This window comes from Arthrobacter sp. NamB2 (genome assembly GCF_005281365.1).
In the GTDB taxonomy this organism is placed as follows: Bacteria; Actinomycetota; Actinomycetes; order Actinomycetales; family Micrococcaceae; genus Arthrobacter_D.
The window spans coordinates 528,782-543,846 of record NZ_SZWI01000001.1 but is presented as its reverse complement, the minus strand read 5'-3'; the positions used below and the strand labels follow the sequence as shown (position 1 = coordinate 543,846).

Below are 15,065 nucleotides of genomic sequence, written 5' to 3'. Positions count from 1 at the left end.
TGCCCGTTCAGCCGGCGGGGAGCGGCGCCGGCGCGACGGCGGCCGGTCCCGTCCACTGCGAGGGCAGCGGGAGTTCGACGTCGGGGCGGACGACGGCGACGATCTCGTTGAGCGCCCGAGCGGCGTACTTCTCCCCCACCCACAGGTGCTTCGCTCCATCGATCCCCGTGACATCGGCCTGCGGCACGCGCGAGAAACGATCGGCAGCGGCGTCGGGCACCAGGTAGTCGTCGAACTCGGGGACCAGTACCTTCAGGGGCAGCCCGCTCGCGCCCCAGGCATCGAGGTCGTCGTCGCCCGCGCGATGCAGCGGCGGAGACAGCAGGACCGCCCCCTCGATCAGCTCCGCTACCGGGTCCTGGGCGCCGTACTTGAGGCACAGTTCGGTGCCGAACGACCATCCGACGAGCCAAATGTTGTGGAGACCCTGCGCGACAGCCCAGTCGACCGCTGCCTGCAGGTCGAGGCGTTCCCCGTTGCCGCCGTCGAACTCGCCCTCGCTGCAGCCGCGCGGGGAGCAGGTACCTCGGGTGTTGAACCGGAGGACCGCGATCTCGGCCAGGGCCGGCAGCCGGAAGGACGCCTTCTTGTAGACGTGGGAGTCCATGAATCCGCCGTGCGTCGGCAGGGGATGCAGCGTGACGAGGGTGGCCTTGGGCGCCCGCCCGACCGGCGCCGCGAATTCGCCGACAAGCGTCAGGCCGTCCGCGGTGCGCAGTTCGATGTTCCGGCGCTCCGCCGGCAGCACCGTGGAGGCGCGGATCTCGATGGGTTCGGGGCTGGTCGAGAACGTGTAATCGGGGGTTTCGCTGGCCATTGCCCCAGTCTAGGTCTGACGGCAACCGGGTTCAGCATGGGCGACGGTTGTCAGTGGCGGGAGCTCAGTGGCGGGAGCTCAGTATCGGAAGCTCCGGGTCTGCCAGCACCTCGGATGCCAGTGCCTCCGGTCGGCCAGGGCCGTCTCGGGGCCGAACAGGGAGTCCTCGCGCCATACGACGAGATGGGCGATGCCCGGCGGGATCGACGAGTGGCAGCCGGGGCAGGTATAGGTCTTGGCCGCGTTCCGTTCGGTGATCCGCCGCACCGACCACTCACCGTCGGGCGCCGATTCCCGCATCGGCAGTCCCGCTCGCGCCCGCTCCAGGTCCACCTCCGGCGTAGCCCCCCATTTGGCACGGGAGGAGCCGCGGGGACGATTCGGGCGATTGGAACGGGGCACGGTCCAAGTCTGCCTGATCCGGCCCCCGGAACAGGACGCCCGGCACGCACCCCGCGCCTCGCGAACATAATCGAAGCCGTGGCCGGTAGAGTTTCCGTCGTGCGTCTTGTCATAGCCCGCTGTTCCGTCGACTACATCGGCCGCCTCCGTGCCCATCTCCCGCTGGCCACCCGGCTCCTGATGGTGAAATCGGACGGATCCGTCCTGGTGCACTCGGACGGCGGCTCCTACAAGCCGCTCAACTGGATGAGCCCTCCAGCTACCCTGCGGGTGAGCGTGCCGGATGACGCCGACCGCGCCGAGGGGATCACCGAAGTATGGACGGTGCAGCATGCAAAGAGTGACGACCGGCTCGTGATCAGCATCCGGGAGCAGTTGCACGATTCGTCGCACGATCTCGGTGTGGACCCCGGGCTCGTGAAGGACGGCGTCGAAGCGGACCTCCAGAGGCTCCTTGCGGAGCAGATCGAGCTCCTGGGTGCCGGCTACTCCCTCATCCGGCGCGAGTACATGACGGCGATCGGGCCCGTGGACATCCTGGCGCGCGACGCCGAGGGACGGACGGTTGCGATCGAACTGAAACGGCGCGGTGACATCGACGGCGTCGAACAGCTCACCCGTTACCTCGAGCTGCTGAACCGCGACCCGCTCATGTCGCCGGTGCGCGGAGTCTTCGCGGCGCAGCAGATCAAGCCCCAGGCGCGCGTGCTGGCGACAGATCGTGGCATCGACTGCCTGACGCTCGACTACGACGCGATGCGCGGCGTGGACGACAGCGCATCCCGCTTGTTCTAGTCGCGCGCCCCAGGCCCACGGCGCCGACCGCCTAGAATCGGACCATGGCCCTCGCGAGCAGCACGCCCACCGCACTGTCCGGACGACTGGTAACCGAATCAGGGATCATCGACGACGGCGTCCTCCGTTGGGACGGCACCCGCGTGATTGAGGCCGGGCCCTCCGCCGGCGCTCCGGGCGGGCGGCAGCTACCCGAGGGATACCTCATTCTCCCGGGGCTCATCGACCTCCACTGCCACGGCGGAGGGGGCGGCGACTTCACCTCCGGCTCCGGCGACGACGTAGAACTGGCGGCCCGGCACCTGCACCGTGCCGGGTCGACGACCGTCCTGGCCAGTACCTGCGCCGCGCCCCTCGACGAGCTGGAAGCGGCTTTCGGCAGGCTCGCGACGGCGGCCGAAGCCGGGCTGGTCGCCGGAATCCACGCCGAGGGTCCTTTCCTCTCGAAGGAACGCAACGGGGCGCACGACCCGGCGTTCCTCCTGCTGCCCACGCAGGAGGATGTAGCCCGCCTGGTCGCCGCCGGCCGAGGTCACCTCGCCTCGATGACCTACGCGCCCGAGCTGCCCGGCAGCGACGTCCTCGTCTACGAACTGGTCATGCACGGTGTCATCCCCTCGATCGGCCATACCGACAGTTCCACCGAGGAGACGACCGCTGCGCTCGACCTCATCAACGAGGAGCTCGCATCGACGGGTTTCGCGGGTTTCAGCGGCCGTCCGACGGCCACGCATCTCTTCAACGCGATGCCCGCCATCCACCACCGCTCCCCCGGGCCGGTGCCCCTGCTGCTGCAGCGCGCACGTGCCGGAGAGATCGCCGTCGAGCTCATCGCGGACAACGTGCACCTGCATCCCGAGACGGTGCGCATGGCTTTCACGATCGCCGGGTCCGAGAACATCTGCCTGGTGAGCGACTCGACTGCTGCGGCAGGCTGTACCTCAGGCGTCTACCGCCTGGGACGGAGCGAGGTGGCCGTCGTCGACGGCTCAGCGGTGCTCACGGCTACCGGTGCCCTTGCCGGAGGAGCAGGCAGCCTGCTCGACGTCGTGCGCTGCACCGTGGAGGCAGGAGTCGGCATCGTCGATGCGGTCCGCTCCGCGACCGCCGTTCCGGCCTCCGTGCTGGGACTGGCCGACGAACTCGGGGCGTTGCGGAGCGGGCTGCGGGCCGATGCCGTCGTCGTGACCCCGGACCTCGAGCTGGCGGGCGTCCTGCGCGGCGGTGTGTGGATCAGGCCGCTGGAGGACTAGGCCGCCCGGTCGACGGCTCACCCAGCGCTCGACTACCGCCAGGTTCCGACACCGATCACCGGGCCGGCCTCGATCCAGGAGGAGAGGCCTGCGTAGACGTCGTACTTCATGGCCAGGTCGAAGGGCTCACCCTTGTAGGCCAGCTGGACGATGATGGCGCCCGGCTGGATCCGCACGCGTTCCGCATCCGTCGGTGCACGCCACCCCTCGACTTCGAGGGAGCTGCGCAGGAAGCGGAACTTGGGGATGGGGCTCAGCGACAGAAGACTGAGCCACTCGAGGTTGTTGTCCGTATAACGACAAACCCCCACCCGCCAACCCTTGGGGGGAAGGCGGATGGAGGCGTCGAAGGTGCCGAGGGCACGGTTGAGCTGGTAGCGACGGAGGAGGAAGGCGCCGATCACGAGCACGAGCAGGCCGAAGACGGCCGCAAGGCAGATGAACGTCACACCCAGAGCCTCCACGCTGGAAACCCTAGCGGGATTCCGACGTCACCGAACCGCCGACCTTGGCGTTGTCCGCCACGATCACCACGCGGTTGGAGTCGACCGAGAAGAAGCCTCCGTCCACACCGACCACCAGGCGCTCACCATGAACAGGCTCTACCGAGAGTTCGCCTGCTTCGAGGATCGCCAGGATGGGCGAGTGACCGGGAAGGATCCCGATCTGCCCGTTGGCAGTGCGTGCGTTGACCATGCGCGCCGCGCCCGACCACACGAAGTGGTCGGCCGCGACGATTTCGACCTCGAGTTCGCCGTTCGATGCCATCGGCGTTACTTTCCGGTCTGCTCTTGGATCTTGGCCCACTGGCGCTCGACATCATCGAGGCCACCGACGTTGAAGAACGCCTGCTCCGCGATGTGGTCGAGATCGCCGTTGCAGATCGCCGAAAAGCCCTCGATCGTGTCCTTGATGGAGACCGTCGAGCCTTCCACGCCGGTGAACTGCTTCGCGGTGTAGGTGTTCTGCGAGAGGAACTGCTGGATACGACGCGCACGCGCGACGATGACCTTGTCCTCTTCGCTGAGCTCGTCGATACCGAGGATCGCGATGATGTCCTGCAGTTCCTTGTTCTTCTGAAGGATCTGCTTCACCCGGACGGCCGTGTTGTAGTGGTCGTAGCCGATGTACTGCGGGTCCAGGATGCGCGACGTCGACGCGAGCGGATCCACGGCCGGGTACAGGCCGCGGGACGCGATCTCGCGTGACAGTTCGGTCGTCGCATCGAGGTGCGCGAAGGTGGTTGCCGGAGCCGGGTCGGTGTAGTCGTCGGCAGGAACGTAGATCGCCTGCATGGACGTGATCGAGTGGCCCTTGGTGGAGGTGATGCGCTCCTGGAGGAGGCCCATCTCGTCCGCCAGGTTCGGCTGGTAGCCCACGGCGGACGGCATGCGGCCCAGGAGGGTCGACACCTCCGAACCGGCCTGGGTGAACCGGAAGATGTTGTCGATGAACAGCAGCACGTCCTGGTTCTGGACATCGCGGAAGTACTCCGCCATGGTCAGTGCCGAGAGCGCCACGCGCAGACGCGTTCCAGGCGGCTCGTCCATCTGGCCGAACACGAGGGCGGTGTCCTTGAGGACGCCCGCCTCTTCCATCTCGACCCAGAGGTCGTTGCCCTCACGGGTGCGCTCACCGACACCGGCGAACACCGAGGTGCCACCGAAGTTGCGTGCGACACGCGTGATCATCTCCTGGATCAGGACGGTCTTGCCCACGCCGGCGCCGCCGAACAGGCCGATCTTTCCACCCTTGATGTAAGGGGTCAGGAGGTCGATGACCTTGATGCCGGTCTCGAGCATCTCGGTCGAACCCTCGAGAGACGCGAAGTTCGGCGCCTTGCGGTGGATGGGCCAGCGCTCGGTGATCTCGAGAGCGGACTCCTCGATGTCGAGGGGCTTGCCGAGGACGTTGAAGATGTGGCCCTTCACGCCGTCGCCGACGGGTACGGAGATCGCTGCTCCGGTGTCCTGCACGACCGTGCCGCGGACGAGTCCGTCGGTGGCCTGCAGGGAGATGGCACGCACGAGGTTGTCGCCGAGGTGCTGCGACGTCTCGAACGTGATGAGGCGCGTCTCGCCGTTGAGGGTGACCTCGGTGGTGAGCGCGTTGTACATTGCGGGGATTGCGTCGGCCGGGAACTCGACGTCGACAACCGGGCCGATGACACGTGCAATACGGCCGGTGGCGCCGGGGGCAACTGAGTCCGTACCGTGTTCAACAGTCTGGGCAGTCATCTCTCTCACTTCATTTACGTAGATGGCGTGGAACTAAGTCTAGCTGTGCACCCGACGCCCCCGAAGGGTCCGGGCGGGAAGGACGTCAGGACGCGCTCAGCGCATCCGCGCCGGCCACGATCTCCGAGAGCTCCTGGGTGATCTCGGCCTGACGGGCGGTGTTGCGCAGGCGGGTGTACTTCTTGATGAGTTCCGTCGCGTTGTCTCCGGCGGACTTCATGGCGCGCTGCCGTGCGGCAAGTTCACTCGCGGCTGCCTGGAGCATCGCCGCGAAGATCCGCGATTCGATGTACCTCGGCAGGAGTGCGTCCAGGACCTGCTCGGGCTCCGGCTCGTACTCGTAGAGAGGCAGCAGGTCGCCATCCTGCGGCACCTGCTCGTCCACGACCTCGAGCGGGAGCAGTCGCATGACCGACGGCTCCTGCACGACCATGGAGCGGAACTTCGTGTACACCACGTGGATCTCGTCCACGCCGCCGTCCTCGTAGTCCTTGAGGAAGGTCGTCAGGAGCGCCTCACCGACCTCGCGGGCGGTGCTGAACTCGGGAGCGTCGGTAGCGCCGGTCCAGACCTGCTCGTAGCTACGCCCGCGGAAGTCGAAGTAGGACTGCGCCTTGCGGCCGATCAGGTAGGCCTGAATCTCCTTGCCTTCGGATCGCAGCGTCTCGAAGAGACCCTCCGCCTGCTTCAGCGCGCTGGCGGAGTACGACCCCGCGAGACCTCGGTCCGAGGCCAGCACCAGCACGGCGGCACGTCGCACCTGACCGTGTTCGGTGGTCAGCGGGTGGTCGATCTCCGACTGCGACGAAACGGCCGACACGGCGCGGGTGATCGCATTGGCGTACGGCAGAGCTGCCGCGACACGCGTGCGTGCCTTGCCGATGCGAGAAGTCGCGATCAGCTCCATCGCCTTGAAGATCTTCCGCGTCGACGTCGTCGACGCGATCTTCTGGCGGTAGACCCGGATCTGGGCTCCCATTCTTGTCCTTTCCTCCGCTCCCGCTCTGGGAAGCGATCAGGCCAGGGTCCTGCAGGCCGGGAGGGGGATTCCCCTCCCGGCCGCGGGTCCTCTAGCGCTTCTGCCTGACGATCTTTTCCTGCTCGACCGAATCGGCGTCGATTGCTTCGTGCTCCTCGTGGCCCGGGCCGAAGCCGTTCGCACCGGCACCGAAGAAGCCCTGCTTGAAGTCCGTGATCTGGGTCTTCAGTTCATCGACCGTCGAGTCCTCGAGCTTGCCCGTCTGGGCGAGGGTGTTGAGGATCTGCGACTTGTGGCCGAGGTGCTCCAGGAACTCCGTCTCGAAGCGGTTGATGTCTTCGACAGGAACATCGTCGAGGTGACCGTTCGTTCCGGCCCAGATGGATACGACCTGCTGCTCGACCGGCATCGGCGAGTACTGGCCCTGCTTCAGCAGTTCCATCAGGCGCGCGCCACGCGTCAGCTGCTGGCGCGACGCGGCGTCGAGGTCGGACGCGAACATCGCGAAGGCCTGCATGTCGCGGTACTGCGCGAGATCCAGCTTCAACGTGCCCGAGACCTTCTTCATCGACTTCACCTGGGCGGCACCACCGACGCGCGACACCGACACGCCGACGTCAACGGCGGGACGCTGGTTCGCGTTGAAGAGGTCCGACTGCAGGAAGATCTGACCGTCGGTGATGGAGATGACGTTGGTCGGGATGTATGCCGACACGTCGTTGGCCTTGGTCTCGATGAGCGGCAGACCGGTCATCGAGCCGGCCCCGAGATCGTCGGAGAGCTTGGCACAACGCTCCAGCAGGCGAGAGTGCAGGTAGAACACGTCGCCCGGGTAGGCTTCGCGTCCCGGCGGGCGGCGGAGCAGCAGGGATACGGCGCGGTAGGCCTCTGCCTGCTTCGACAGGTCGTCGAACACGATGAGGACGTGCTTGCCGCCGTACATCCAGTGCTGCCCGATGGCGGACCCGGCGTAAGGGGCGAGGTACTTGAAGCCCGCGGGATCGGAGGCCGGGGACGCGACGATCGTCGTGTACTCGAGCGCACCCTTGTCCTCGAGGGTCTGGCGGACGGCAGCGATCGTCGATGCCTTCTGGCCGATCGCGACGTAGATGCAGCGCACCTGCTTCGTGACGTCGCCCGAAGCCCAGTTGGCCTTCTGATTGATGATCGTGTCCACCGCGATGGCGGTCTTGCCGGTCTGGCGGTCCCCGATGATGAGCTGGCGCTGGCCGCGCCCGATCGGGATCATCGCGTCGATAGCCTTGAGGCCGGTCTGCATCGGCTCGTGCACCGACTTGCGCTGCGTGACACCGGGAGCCTGTGTCTCGAGGGCACGGCGTCCCTCGGACACGATCTCGCCGAGGTCGTCGATGGGCTGACCCAGGGGGTCGACCACGCGACCGAGGAAGGCGTCGCCGACGGGGACCGAGAGGATCTCGCCGGTGCGGTGTACTTCCTGGCCTTCTTCGATTCCGTTGTAGTCACCGAGGACGACGACACCGATTTCACGGGTGTCGAGGTTCTGGGCGAGTCCGAGCGTGCCGTCCTCGAATCGCAGCAGCTCATTGGCCATGACGGAGGGAAGACCCTCGACACGGGCAATGCCGTCACTGGCGGTGGTCACGCGGCCGACTTCGACGCGCTCCGCGTTTCCGGGCTCGTAGGACGCCGCAAAGTCGTTCAACGCACTACGGACGTCTTCGGCGTTGATGGTCAATTCGGCCATCTCAGTCCCTGCTCTCCTGTGTTGTGATCACCATGGGATGCGTGGCGACCGGTGTGTAATTCAGTGGTTGTGACTGGGATGTCACGGGCACGTATGCCCTATCCCGCCAGCTTGCGGCGGAGATCGGACAAGCGCGTGATGACGGTGGAGTCGACCATTTCGTCTCCGACGCTGACACGGACTCCGCCGATGAGTGAGGGATCAACGGTGACGTTGACCTTGAGTTCGCGCCCGTACATGGAGTTCAGTCCCGACACGAGCCGTTCGTACTGGCTTGCCGACAGCGGACGGGTGACGCTGACGTTGGCAATCCAGCGTTGCTGGCGCGCGGCGACCAGTTCCAGGAACCGTTCGACGAGGGCCGCAGGCTTGAGTCCGCGTGGCGAACGCACGGCCTGCGTGATCAGCAGACGACCTGCCGGTCCGGCCTGCGGGACGAGCTTCAGGCCGAGTTCGACCTTCGCGTCGGTGCCGGCCTGCGCGTCGGACAGGGCCCTCTGCAGGGCATGGTTCGAGGCGACCACCTGGATGAAGGAGTACAACTCGTTCTCGAGCTGTTCCAAGCCCTCCACACCGCTGCCCTGCTCTGCCACCGAGATGACCACGGTCGCCGCGAGGGTCTCCAGGGCATCGCCGATGTCGCGTGCGTTGGCCCAGCGCTCGTTGACGAGATCCCTGACCACGCCGGCAGCCTCCGGGGAGACCCGACCGGCGATGAGCTGATCCACCAGCACGGCCTTGTCCTTGCCGGTCCTGGAGGGGTCGGTCAGCGCACGCCGGAGACCGGCATTGCTGTCCAGGATCGCCAGGACGCCGAACAGGTCCTCGGCGAGCGCCAGGGTCGCTCCGGGCAGTCGGGACTCCAGTCCTTCACGGACTGTTGCCAGGGAGACGCTCGATACTCCTGCCATTACTTCGCTGCACCTGCGCTCTGCGACGAGGACTCGAGATCGGCGAGGAAGCGGTCGACGACGCGCGACGAGCGGGCGTCGTCGGCCAGCGACTCACCGACGATGCGGCTTGCGAGCTCGGTCGCGAGCGTTCCGACCTCGGCGCGGAGCGAGACCACAGCGGCCTGCCGCTCGGCTTCGATCTGAACGTGTGCCTGCTCGGTGATGCGAGCGGATTCGGCCGCAGCCTTATCCTTCAGGTCCGCGAGGATCTGAGCACCTTCGGCGCGGGCTTCCTCACGGATGCGGTTGGCCTCGGTGCGAGCATCCACAAGCTGCTGCTTGTACTCGTTCAACGCTGCATTGGCTTCCGCCTGTGCTGCTTCGGCCTTCGCGATACCGCCCTCGATAGCTGCGGTGCGCTCGGCGAACGTCTTCTCGAACGCCGGCATGACGAACTTGATGACGATGAACATCAGCACGGCGAAGCCGGCCAGCGTCACGAGGAATTCCCACCAGTTCGGTGCGAGCGGGCTCGAGCCCTCCTCCGCTGCCATGATTGCTGCGTTAAGCATTTTTCACCCGTCTTTCTTCAACTGGTCTTCGGTCGATCAGGACGGCGGAATCAGGCGCCGATGACGAAGGCGAAGACGAGGCCCAGGATGGCGAGGGCTTCGGTGAGCGCGAGGCCCAGGAAGGCGATCGGCTGGAGGACACGCTGTGCCTCAGGCTGGCGAGCTACGCCATTGATGTAGGCCGCGAAGACGAGACCCACACCGATACCACCGCCGATTGCGGAGAGACCGTATCCAACGAGGTTGAGGCTACCCTGTACTTCCATTGTGTTCCTTTCAAGATGCCGCCTTGATGCGACAGGTTGTTTGGGATCATCCCCGACGGGGAAGACTTGTGTGAATCAGTGGGCGTCGGCGTGCAGAGCGCCTTCGATGTAGATCGCAGCGAGCAGCGTGAAGACGTAGGCCTGCAGGATCATGATCAGGGCCTCCAGCATGTACATCGCGACCGCACCGACGAGGACCAGGACGCTCGTACCCTGCAGCAGGATGTTGCCCGTGGAGACCATGTACTCGATCGCGGAACCGGCGAGGGTCACGATGAGGTGCCCTGCGAGCATCGTCGCGAAGAGTCGGAGCGAGTGCGTCACCGGCCGGACGATGAAGTTCGAGATGATCTCGATCGGCACGACGATGGGGAGGATGTACCAGGGAACACCCGACGGTACGACTGCGAGCTTGAAGTAACGCAGGCCGTGCTTCTTGATGCCGATGCCCACCCAGAGGAGGTAGAAGATCGCCGCGATCGCGTAGGCGCTGCCGGGGTGCGAGAAGCTGGGCAGCTGCAGGAACGGGATGGCACCGAAGATGTTGTTCACGAGGACGAAGAAGAATGCGGTGAAGAGCCACGGCACGTACTTCAGGAAGTCCTTACCCCCGATGATGTCCTTGCCGATCGAGTTCCGCACGAATCCGTAGGCGGATTCCCCCAGGAACTGCACTTTGCCCGGAACCAGCTGGCTGCGGCGGGAGGCGATCAGGAAGAAGGTCGCGATGAGGACCACCGACAGGATCACCATGAGCATCTGCTTGCCGAAGCCGGGATCGAACCAGACTCCGTAGGCATCGCCCCAGGGAAGGATGTCCCGATAGTGGGTGTCCTCGATTGTCGGGGCTACGAATCCCTCTTCGGTAGTTGCGGCCGGGAGCGCAAGCGCGATCAACGCGTTTCCTCTCTGCAGTGTCCATCGTTGGGCAAGATCTGTTCGGCCGCAGGGTGACTGGTCCGACTCGTTAAGTTATGGGGATTCACTCGGATTCAGCCTCGGCACCGGAAGTGGTCCGGGATCCGCTCGGCGGATTCGGTGTGTGGTCCCGGGTGAGGTTGTGCTTGTGGGAGAGATAGAAACCCCCAGCTGCACCTAAGAATGCTCCCGCCAGCACCAACCAGCGCGTGTCGAGGAGATTATCCAGCCCCCAGCCTATCAAACTCCACACCAGGATCCCGCCAATCATGTAGCTGAAGACGGCTATGCCCGCGTTGTAGCCGCCGTTCGAATACCGGGCGTCATCCTGCCGGGGAGGGGTGCCCGAAGCGTCCTCGCGACGTGGCGCGGCCTCATCCATCACGGCGTCCTTCGGCAGGGGTCTCGGCGGGGGCGAGCGACGGAGCGGTCGACGACGTACCGGATGACAGGCCGTCCGCTACCGCCGCGGCATCGGCGTCGTCGTACAGGGGTGTCCTGACACGGGAGAAGGCGAAGACCTCGGCGACCTGCCAGGCGATGACGGTCGCGAGCGCCCCGCTGAAGAACCAGGTGCGGTCGAGCCACCCCGGTGTCCCGAGGAAGAACAGGACGGCCGCGAACCCGACGACCTTGATCGCATAGGTGACGGCGAACAGCCCGAGGGCACCGGAGGGGTTCGTCTTGCCCGTGTAGTGCCCGATCAGGAGGCTGATGCCGAAGAAGGCGATGACGACGACGGCCCCGAATCCGACGCTCAGTGCGGCGGCGGGGGACGTGACGAGCGCGGCTGCCACCGCGAGGAGCAGTGCGATTGCTCCACCCGAGGCGGCGCTCCTGGCGAGGATTCCCAGCCAGGGGGACGCCGTGGCGCCCGACGCCGTCACGCGGTTCTGGTTCTCGTTCCCGGTGGCCGGGTTCTCCGGTCGTGGCACGTTCTGTCCGCTCTGTCGGCTGCGCCGTCCGGCGCCCTGCTGGCCCTTTCCGACGGCGTCGGGAGGGCTGGAGCCGGGTCGACGGGACTGACGTCGTCGTGCCCGGCGCCTGAAATTCTACAGCACCACGAAGATCCGGCCCCGGCCGTCAGGCCCCGGCTGCTGCCCTTCGGCGGGCGAGTGCACGGAAGATCCGCGGAGAGTAGAGGTAGAGGGCGACGACGACGGCGGCGAACAGCGAGGCCGACACCGCGCGCGGCGCGGGTGCCGTGGCGGCCACGAATCCGGCCGCTCCTGTCAGCGCGGAGACCACGCTGACGAGGACGGACACCTGCACATGGCTGAGCCCGGTGTCCGTGAGTCGCTGGTACACGTGTTGGCGGTGGGCGGTTGCAAGGTGCTCCCCCCGGCGGGCCCGCCTCAGGAACGTGGTGAAGGTGTCCGCGAGGTAGATCAGTACCGGTGAGAGGAGGTACTCGAGGTAGACCCCGGCGAGCAGCCCCGTCACGGCGATGGCGGCGATGGACGCGCCCAGCAGGTAGCTCCCGACGTCACCGAGGAAGACGAATCCCCTGCCGAGGTTCCAGGGGAGGAATCCCGCGAAGGCCGCGGCGACGACGAGCCCGGCGACCGTCAGCCACGACTGGTCGCTGAGCATCCCGGCGAAGGAGTAGAACAGTCCGACGACGACACCGTGCATGCCCGAGATCCCGTTGATGCCGTCCATGAAATTCGCGGCGTTGATATACGTCGCGACGGCGATCGCGCCGATCGGCACCCACCAGTAGCTGCTGTTGTCGATCGTCGTGGCGAGCACCGCGGTACCGACGGCACCCACGAGGAGTTGCGCGCCGGCACGGACGCGGACCGAGAGTCCCCGGAAGTCCTCGATCCACCCGAGCGTGGCGGCGGCCGCGACCATGCCCGTGATGACCAGGATGAGCGAGCGGTCGACGGCGACGAGTCCGGTCACGAGCGACAGCGCAAGGGCGACGAGGATCGCCACCGCGACGGCGACCCCCATGCCCCGGATGACGGTCGTCGTGTGCGAGGAGCGGTTGTTGGGTATGTCGATGACGCCCAGCCGCTTCAGCATGGGCTTGACGACGACGGGCAACGCGAGTGACAGCCCGAGCGCGGTCAGCCCGATGAGGACGAGGAGCCAGATCACGGTACAACTCCCCCGGCGTTCGAGGTCGACTGCGCGGCGGGTGCAGCGGGTCGTTGATCCGTGCGGGTGGGCGGGGTTCCAGCCCTCTTCGTTTCCGCTGATCCAGGCTCTTCGGAGCCTGGCGCGCCGGGCGCACCGGGCGCCTCGGCGGTGATGCTGGTGTGTACCTGCGTGAAGCCGCCCTCGGTCTTCCACTCCATCAGGCTCAGTTGCTGCGGGTCCAGGGGCGCAACCGACGTGTGGGAGATCTTCGGGTGCAGCGGCCGCGAGTCGCTCTCGCCGACGCCTATGAGGTCCTCGTGCATCTTCTCGCCGGGCCTCAGGCCGGTGAACACGATGTCGATGTCCTTGCCGGACATCGCGATCATCCGCTGGGCGACGTCGAGGATCCTGACCGGCTCGCCCATGTCGAGGATGAGGACCTCCCCTCCCCTGCCGATCGCGCCCGCCTGGACGACGAGCTGGCACGCTTCCGGGATGGTCATGAAGAAGCGCGTGACCTCGGGGTCCGTGACGGTGATCGGTCCGCCGTTGCGGATCTGCTCGGTGAACAGGGGCAGCATGGACCCGCGACTGCCGATCACGTTGCCGAAACGCACGGAGACGTACTTCTGCCCGGTGCGCTCGGCATGCCAGGAGGTCAACTTCTCCGAGACGCGCTTGGAGTGCCCGAGGACGCTCGTCGGATCAGCAGCCTTGTCCGTCGAGATGTTGACGAAGTTGGTGACGCCGACCGCCGCTGCGGCCCGGAGCACGTTGAGCGAGCCCTGCACATTGGTCTTCCAGGCCTCCTCCGGGTACTGCTCCAGCAGGGAGACGTGCTTGAGTGCGGCGGCATGGAAGACGACCTGGGGCTTGCGGTCCTCGAAGATGTCCAGCAATGCGTCGGCGTCCCGGATGTCGGCCAGCACGGTGTCCCGTCCCGTCAGCAGTCCGCGGCCCGTCATGGAGATCTGGGTCGACTGCAGCCCGGTCTCGTCGCGGTCCAGCATGATGAGCTCCGCCGGCTCGAACCCCGCGAGCTGACGGCACAGCTCGGAACCGATCGAACCGCCTGCCCCGGTGACCAGGACGCGCTTGCCCGTGATGTACCCGGCCACCTCGTCCGGGTGGATGTCCACGGGCCGGCGCCCGATGAGGTCCTCCACGGCCACCTCACGGAAATCCGCCATGCCCGCGCCCGCGGCGCCGAGCATGTCGCGCAGCGGCGGCAGGACGAGCACCTTGATGCCGAGGCCCGCCACCAGATCCGAGACCCGCCGCACCTGCGCGGCCTCGACCTCCGCGAAGGCGATCACGAGTACCGAGGCCTGGGTCCTCGCGACGATCTCGGGCAGGTCGTCGACACGTCCCAGCACAGGGACGGTGGACAGCCGCAGGTGCTTCTTCGCGGGATCGTCGTCGATGAGGCCGACCGGGAAGTAGGGGGAGTCGGGATCCTGCATCATCCGGCCCACGAGGGAATTGCCGAGGAAGCCGGCACCGTAGATGAGGGTCCGCTGGGCGTTCTCCCCCGGCTTGGCCTTGCTCTCGACGTACATGCGCTTGAGGTAGCGGGTAGCGGCAAGGAACATGCAGGCGAACGGGAACGCGATGATGCCGATGCTGCGCGGAACCTCGATCACGGTGAAGAACGCGACGCTGACGAGCACCAGGATCACGGCGACGAGCACGGCGACGACGACCAGGAGCCGCGCCTCGTGGAAGCTTCCGAAGCTGTACCTGCCGCGGTACAGGGCGAAACTGAGACCCACGAGCAGTTGGGCGATGACGGCGACGGCGCAGAACACCGCGATGCCCGGGACGTTGACCTCCTTGACCAGGAGTTCGTAGCGCAGGATCAGCGCGAGGAGGATGGCGACGATCCAGGCGCCGGCGTCGAGCAGGTACTGCGACCACAGCCAGATCGCCGGCTTGTCGCCGGTGGATGCGCCTGCGGTGGAGCCTGGTGTCCGGGCGGGAGCCCGGCCTTCGTTGAGTCCCATGATTCCTAACGGTGTCATGCAGGCTGTCACCGCGCTCCAACCGGGATGAGCATCCGGCGGGGCAGGAACCTCCGGCACCGCTGGTGCCGGGCCCGGCCCGGCAGGGGTGGAGCACG

Annotated in this window: 17 protein-coding genes; 2 read left to right on the top strand and 15 right to left on the bottom strand. The window is 66.6% G+C overall.

All coding sequences use genetic code 11. The annotated features are described in order from the left end of the window. Positions 1-7: 7 nt before the first annotated feature. Together FDK12_RS02480 and FDK12_RS02475 are read right to left on the bottom strand one after the other, a co-directional pair. On the bottom strand, positions 8-817 hold the full coding sequence (locus FDK12_RS02480; protein WP_137368043.1) for an alpha/beta hydrolase: 810 nt from the start codon (positions 815-817) through the stop codon (positions 8-10). A 78-nt stretch (positions 818-895) separates the two neighbouring features. Beyond that, positions 896-1,219 carry a hypothetical protein gene (locus FDK12_RS02475; protein ID WP_137368042.1) on the bottom strand — a complete coding sequence of 108 codons (324 nt, stop codon included), beginning with the start codon at positions 1,217-1,219 and terminating at the stop codon, positions 896-898. Between the two features lie 99 nt (positions 1,220-1,318). Here FDK12_RS02475 and nucS point away from each other — a divergent pair, with 99 nt between their 5' ends. Together nucS and FDK12_RS02465 are read left to right on the top strand one after the other, a co-directional pair. Continuing rightward, the gene (nucS, locus tag FDK12_RS02470; RefSeq protein ID WP_137368041.1) at positions 1,319-2,014 is read left to right on the top strand and encodes an endonuclease NucS; all 696 of its coding nucleotides are present in this window, start codon (positions 1,319-1,321) and stop codon (positions 2,012-2,014) included. A 44-nt stretch (positions 2,015-2,058) separates the two neighbouring features. Then, positions 2,059-3,267, top strand: coding sequence for an N-acetylglucosamine-6-phosphate deacetylase (locus tag FDK12_RS02465; RefSeq protein ID WP_137368040.1), 1,209 nt, complete (start codon positions 2,059-2,061; stop codon positions 3,265-3,267). Between the two features lie 32 nt (positions 3,268-3,299). Here FDK12_RS02465 and FDK12_RS02460 read toward each other — a convergent pair whose 3' ends face one another. The 13 genes from FDK12_RS02460 to FDK12_RS02400 form a co-directional block, all read right to left on the bottom strand. Beyond that, complete coding sequence (locus FDK12_RS02460) at positions 3,300-3,731, bottom strand: DUF2550 domain-containing protein (RefSeq protein ID WP_104118059.1); 432 nt, start codon at positions 3,729-3,731, stop codon at positions 3,300-3,302. 10 nt (positions 3,732-3,741) lie between these two features. After that, positions 3,742-4,035, bottom strand: coding sequence for a F0F1 ATP synthase subunit epsilon (locus FDK12_RS02455; protein ID WP_104118060.1), 294 nt, complete (start codon positions 4,033-4,035; stop codon positions 3,742-3,744). A gap of 5 nt (positions 4,036-4,040) precedes the next feature. Further along, the gene (atpD, locus tag FDK12_RS02450; protein ID WP_137368039.1) at positions 4,041-5,504 is read right to left on the bottom strand and encodes a F0F1 ATP synthase subunit beta; all 1,464 of its coding nucleotides are present in this window, start codon (positions 5,502-5,504) and stop codon (positions 4,041-4,043) included. A gap of 85 nt (positions 5,505-5,589) precedes the next feature. Beyond that, positions 5,590-6,483, bottom strand: a complete 894-nt coding sequence (locus FDK12_RS02445; RefSeq protein ID WP_137368038.1) for a F0F1 ATP synthase subunit gamma — start codon at positions 6,481-6,483, stop codon at positions 5,590-5,592. A 91-nt stretch (positions 6,484-6,574) separates the two neighbouring features. Further along, positions 6,575-8,209, bottom strand: a complete 1,635-nt coding sequence (gene atpA, locus FDK12_RS02440) for a F0F1 ATP synthase subunit alpha (protein WP_137368037.1) — start codon at positions 8,207-8,209, stop codon at positions 6,575-6,577. A gap of 98 nt (positions 8,210-8,307) precedes the next feature. After that, positions 8,308-9,120 (bottom strand): F0F1 ATP synthase subunit delta, encoded by an 813-nt coding sequence (locus FDK12_RS02435; RefSeq protein WP_137368036.1) that lies wholly within the window; start codon positions 9,118-9,120, stop codon positions 8,308-8,310. After that, positions 9,120-9,674, bottom strand: coding sequence for a F0F1 ATP synthase subunit B (locus FDK12_RS02430; RefSeq protein WP_137368035.1), 555 nt, complete (start codon positions 9,672-9,674; stop codon positions 9,120-9,122). The genes FDK12_RS02435 and FDK12_RS02430 overlap by 1 nt, the downstream gene beginning before the upstream one ends. Before the next feature lie 50 nt (positions 9,675-9,724). Then, positions 9,725-9,940, bottom strand: coding sequence for an ATP synthase F0 subunit C (locus FDK12_RS02425; RefSeq protein WP_019481292.1), 216 nt, complete (start codon positions 9,938-9,940; stop codon positions 9,725-9,727). 75 nt (positions 9,941-10,015) lie between these two features. Next, positions 10,016-10,837, bottom strand: a complete 822-nt coding sequence (gene atpB / locus FDK12_RS02420) for a F0F1 ATP synthase subunit A (protein ID WP_104118066.1) — start codon at positions 10,835-10,837, stop codon at positions 10,016-10,018. Positions 10,838-10,922: 85 nt separating this feature from the next. Then, positions 10,923-11,240, bottom strand: coding sequence for an AtpZ/AtpI family protein (locus FDK12_RS02415; protein WP_137368034.1), 318 nt, complete (start codon positions 11,238-11,240; stop codon positions 10,923-10,925). Then, complete coding sequence (locus FDK12_RS02410; protein ID WP_189636236.1) at positions 11,233-11,793, bottom strand: hypothetical protein; 561 nt, start codon at positions 11,791-11,793, stop codon at positions 11,233-11,235. Before FDK12_RS02410 ends, FDK12_RS02415 begins: the two co-directional genes overlap by 8 nt. 148 nt (positions 11,794-11,941) lie before the next feature. Continuing rightward, positions 11,942-12,964 carry a glycosyltransferase family 4 protein gene (locus tag FDK12_RS02405; RefSeq protein WP_317616704.1) on the bottom strand — a complete coding sequence of 341 codons (1,023 nt, stop codon included), beginning with the start codon at positions 12,962-12,964 and terminating at the stop codon, positions 11,942-11,944. Continuing rightward, positions 12,961-14,949 (bottom strand): polysaccharide biosynthesis protein, encoded by a 1,989-nt coding sequence (locus tag FDK12_RS02400; RefSeq protein ID WP_137368033.1) that lies wholly within the window; start codon positions 14,947-14,949, stop codon positions 12,961-12,963. Before FDK12_RS02400 ends, FDK12_RS02405 begins: the two co-directional genes overlap by 4 nt. Positions 14,950-15,065: the final 116 nt, after the last annotated feature.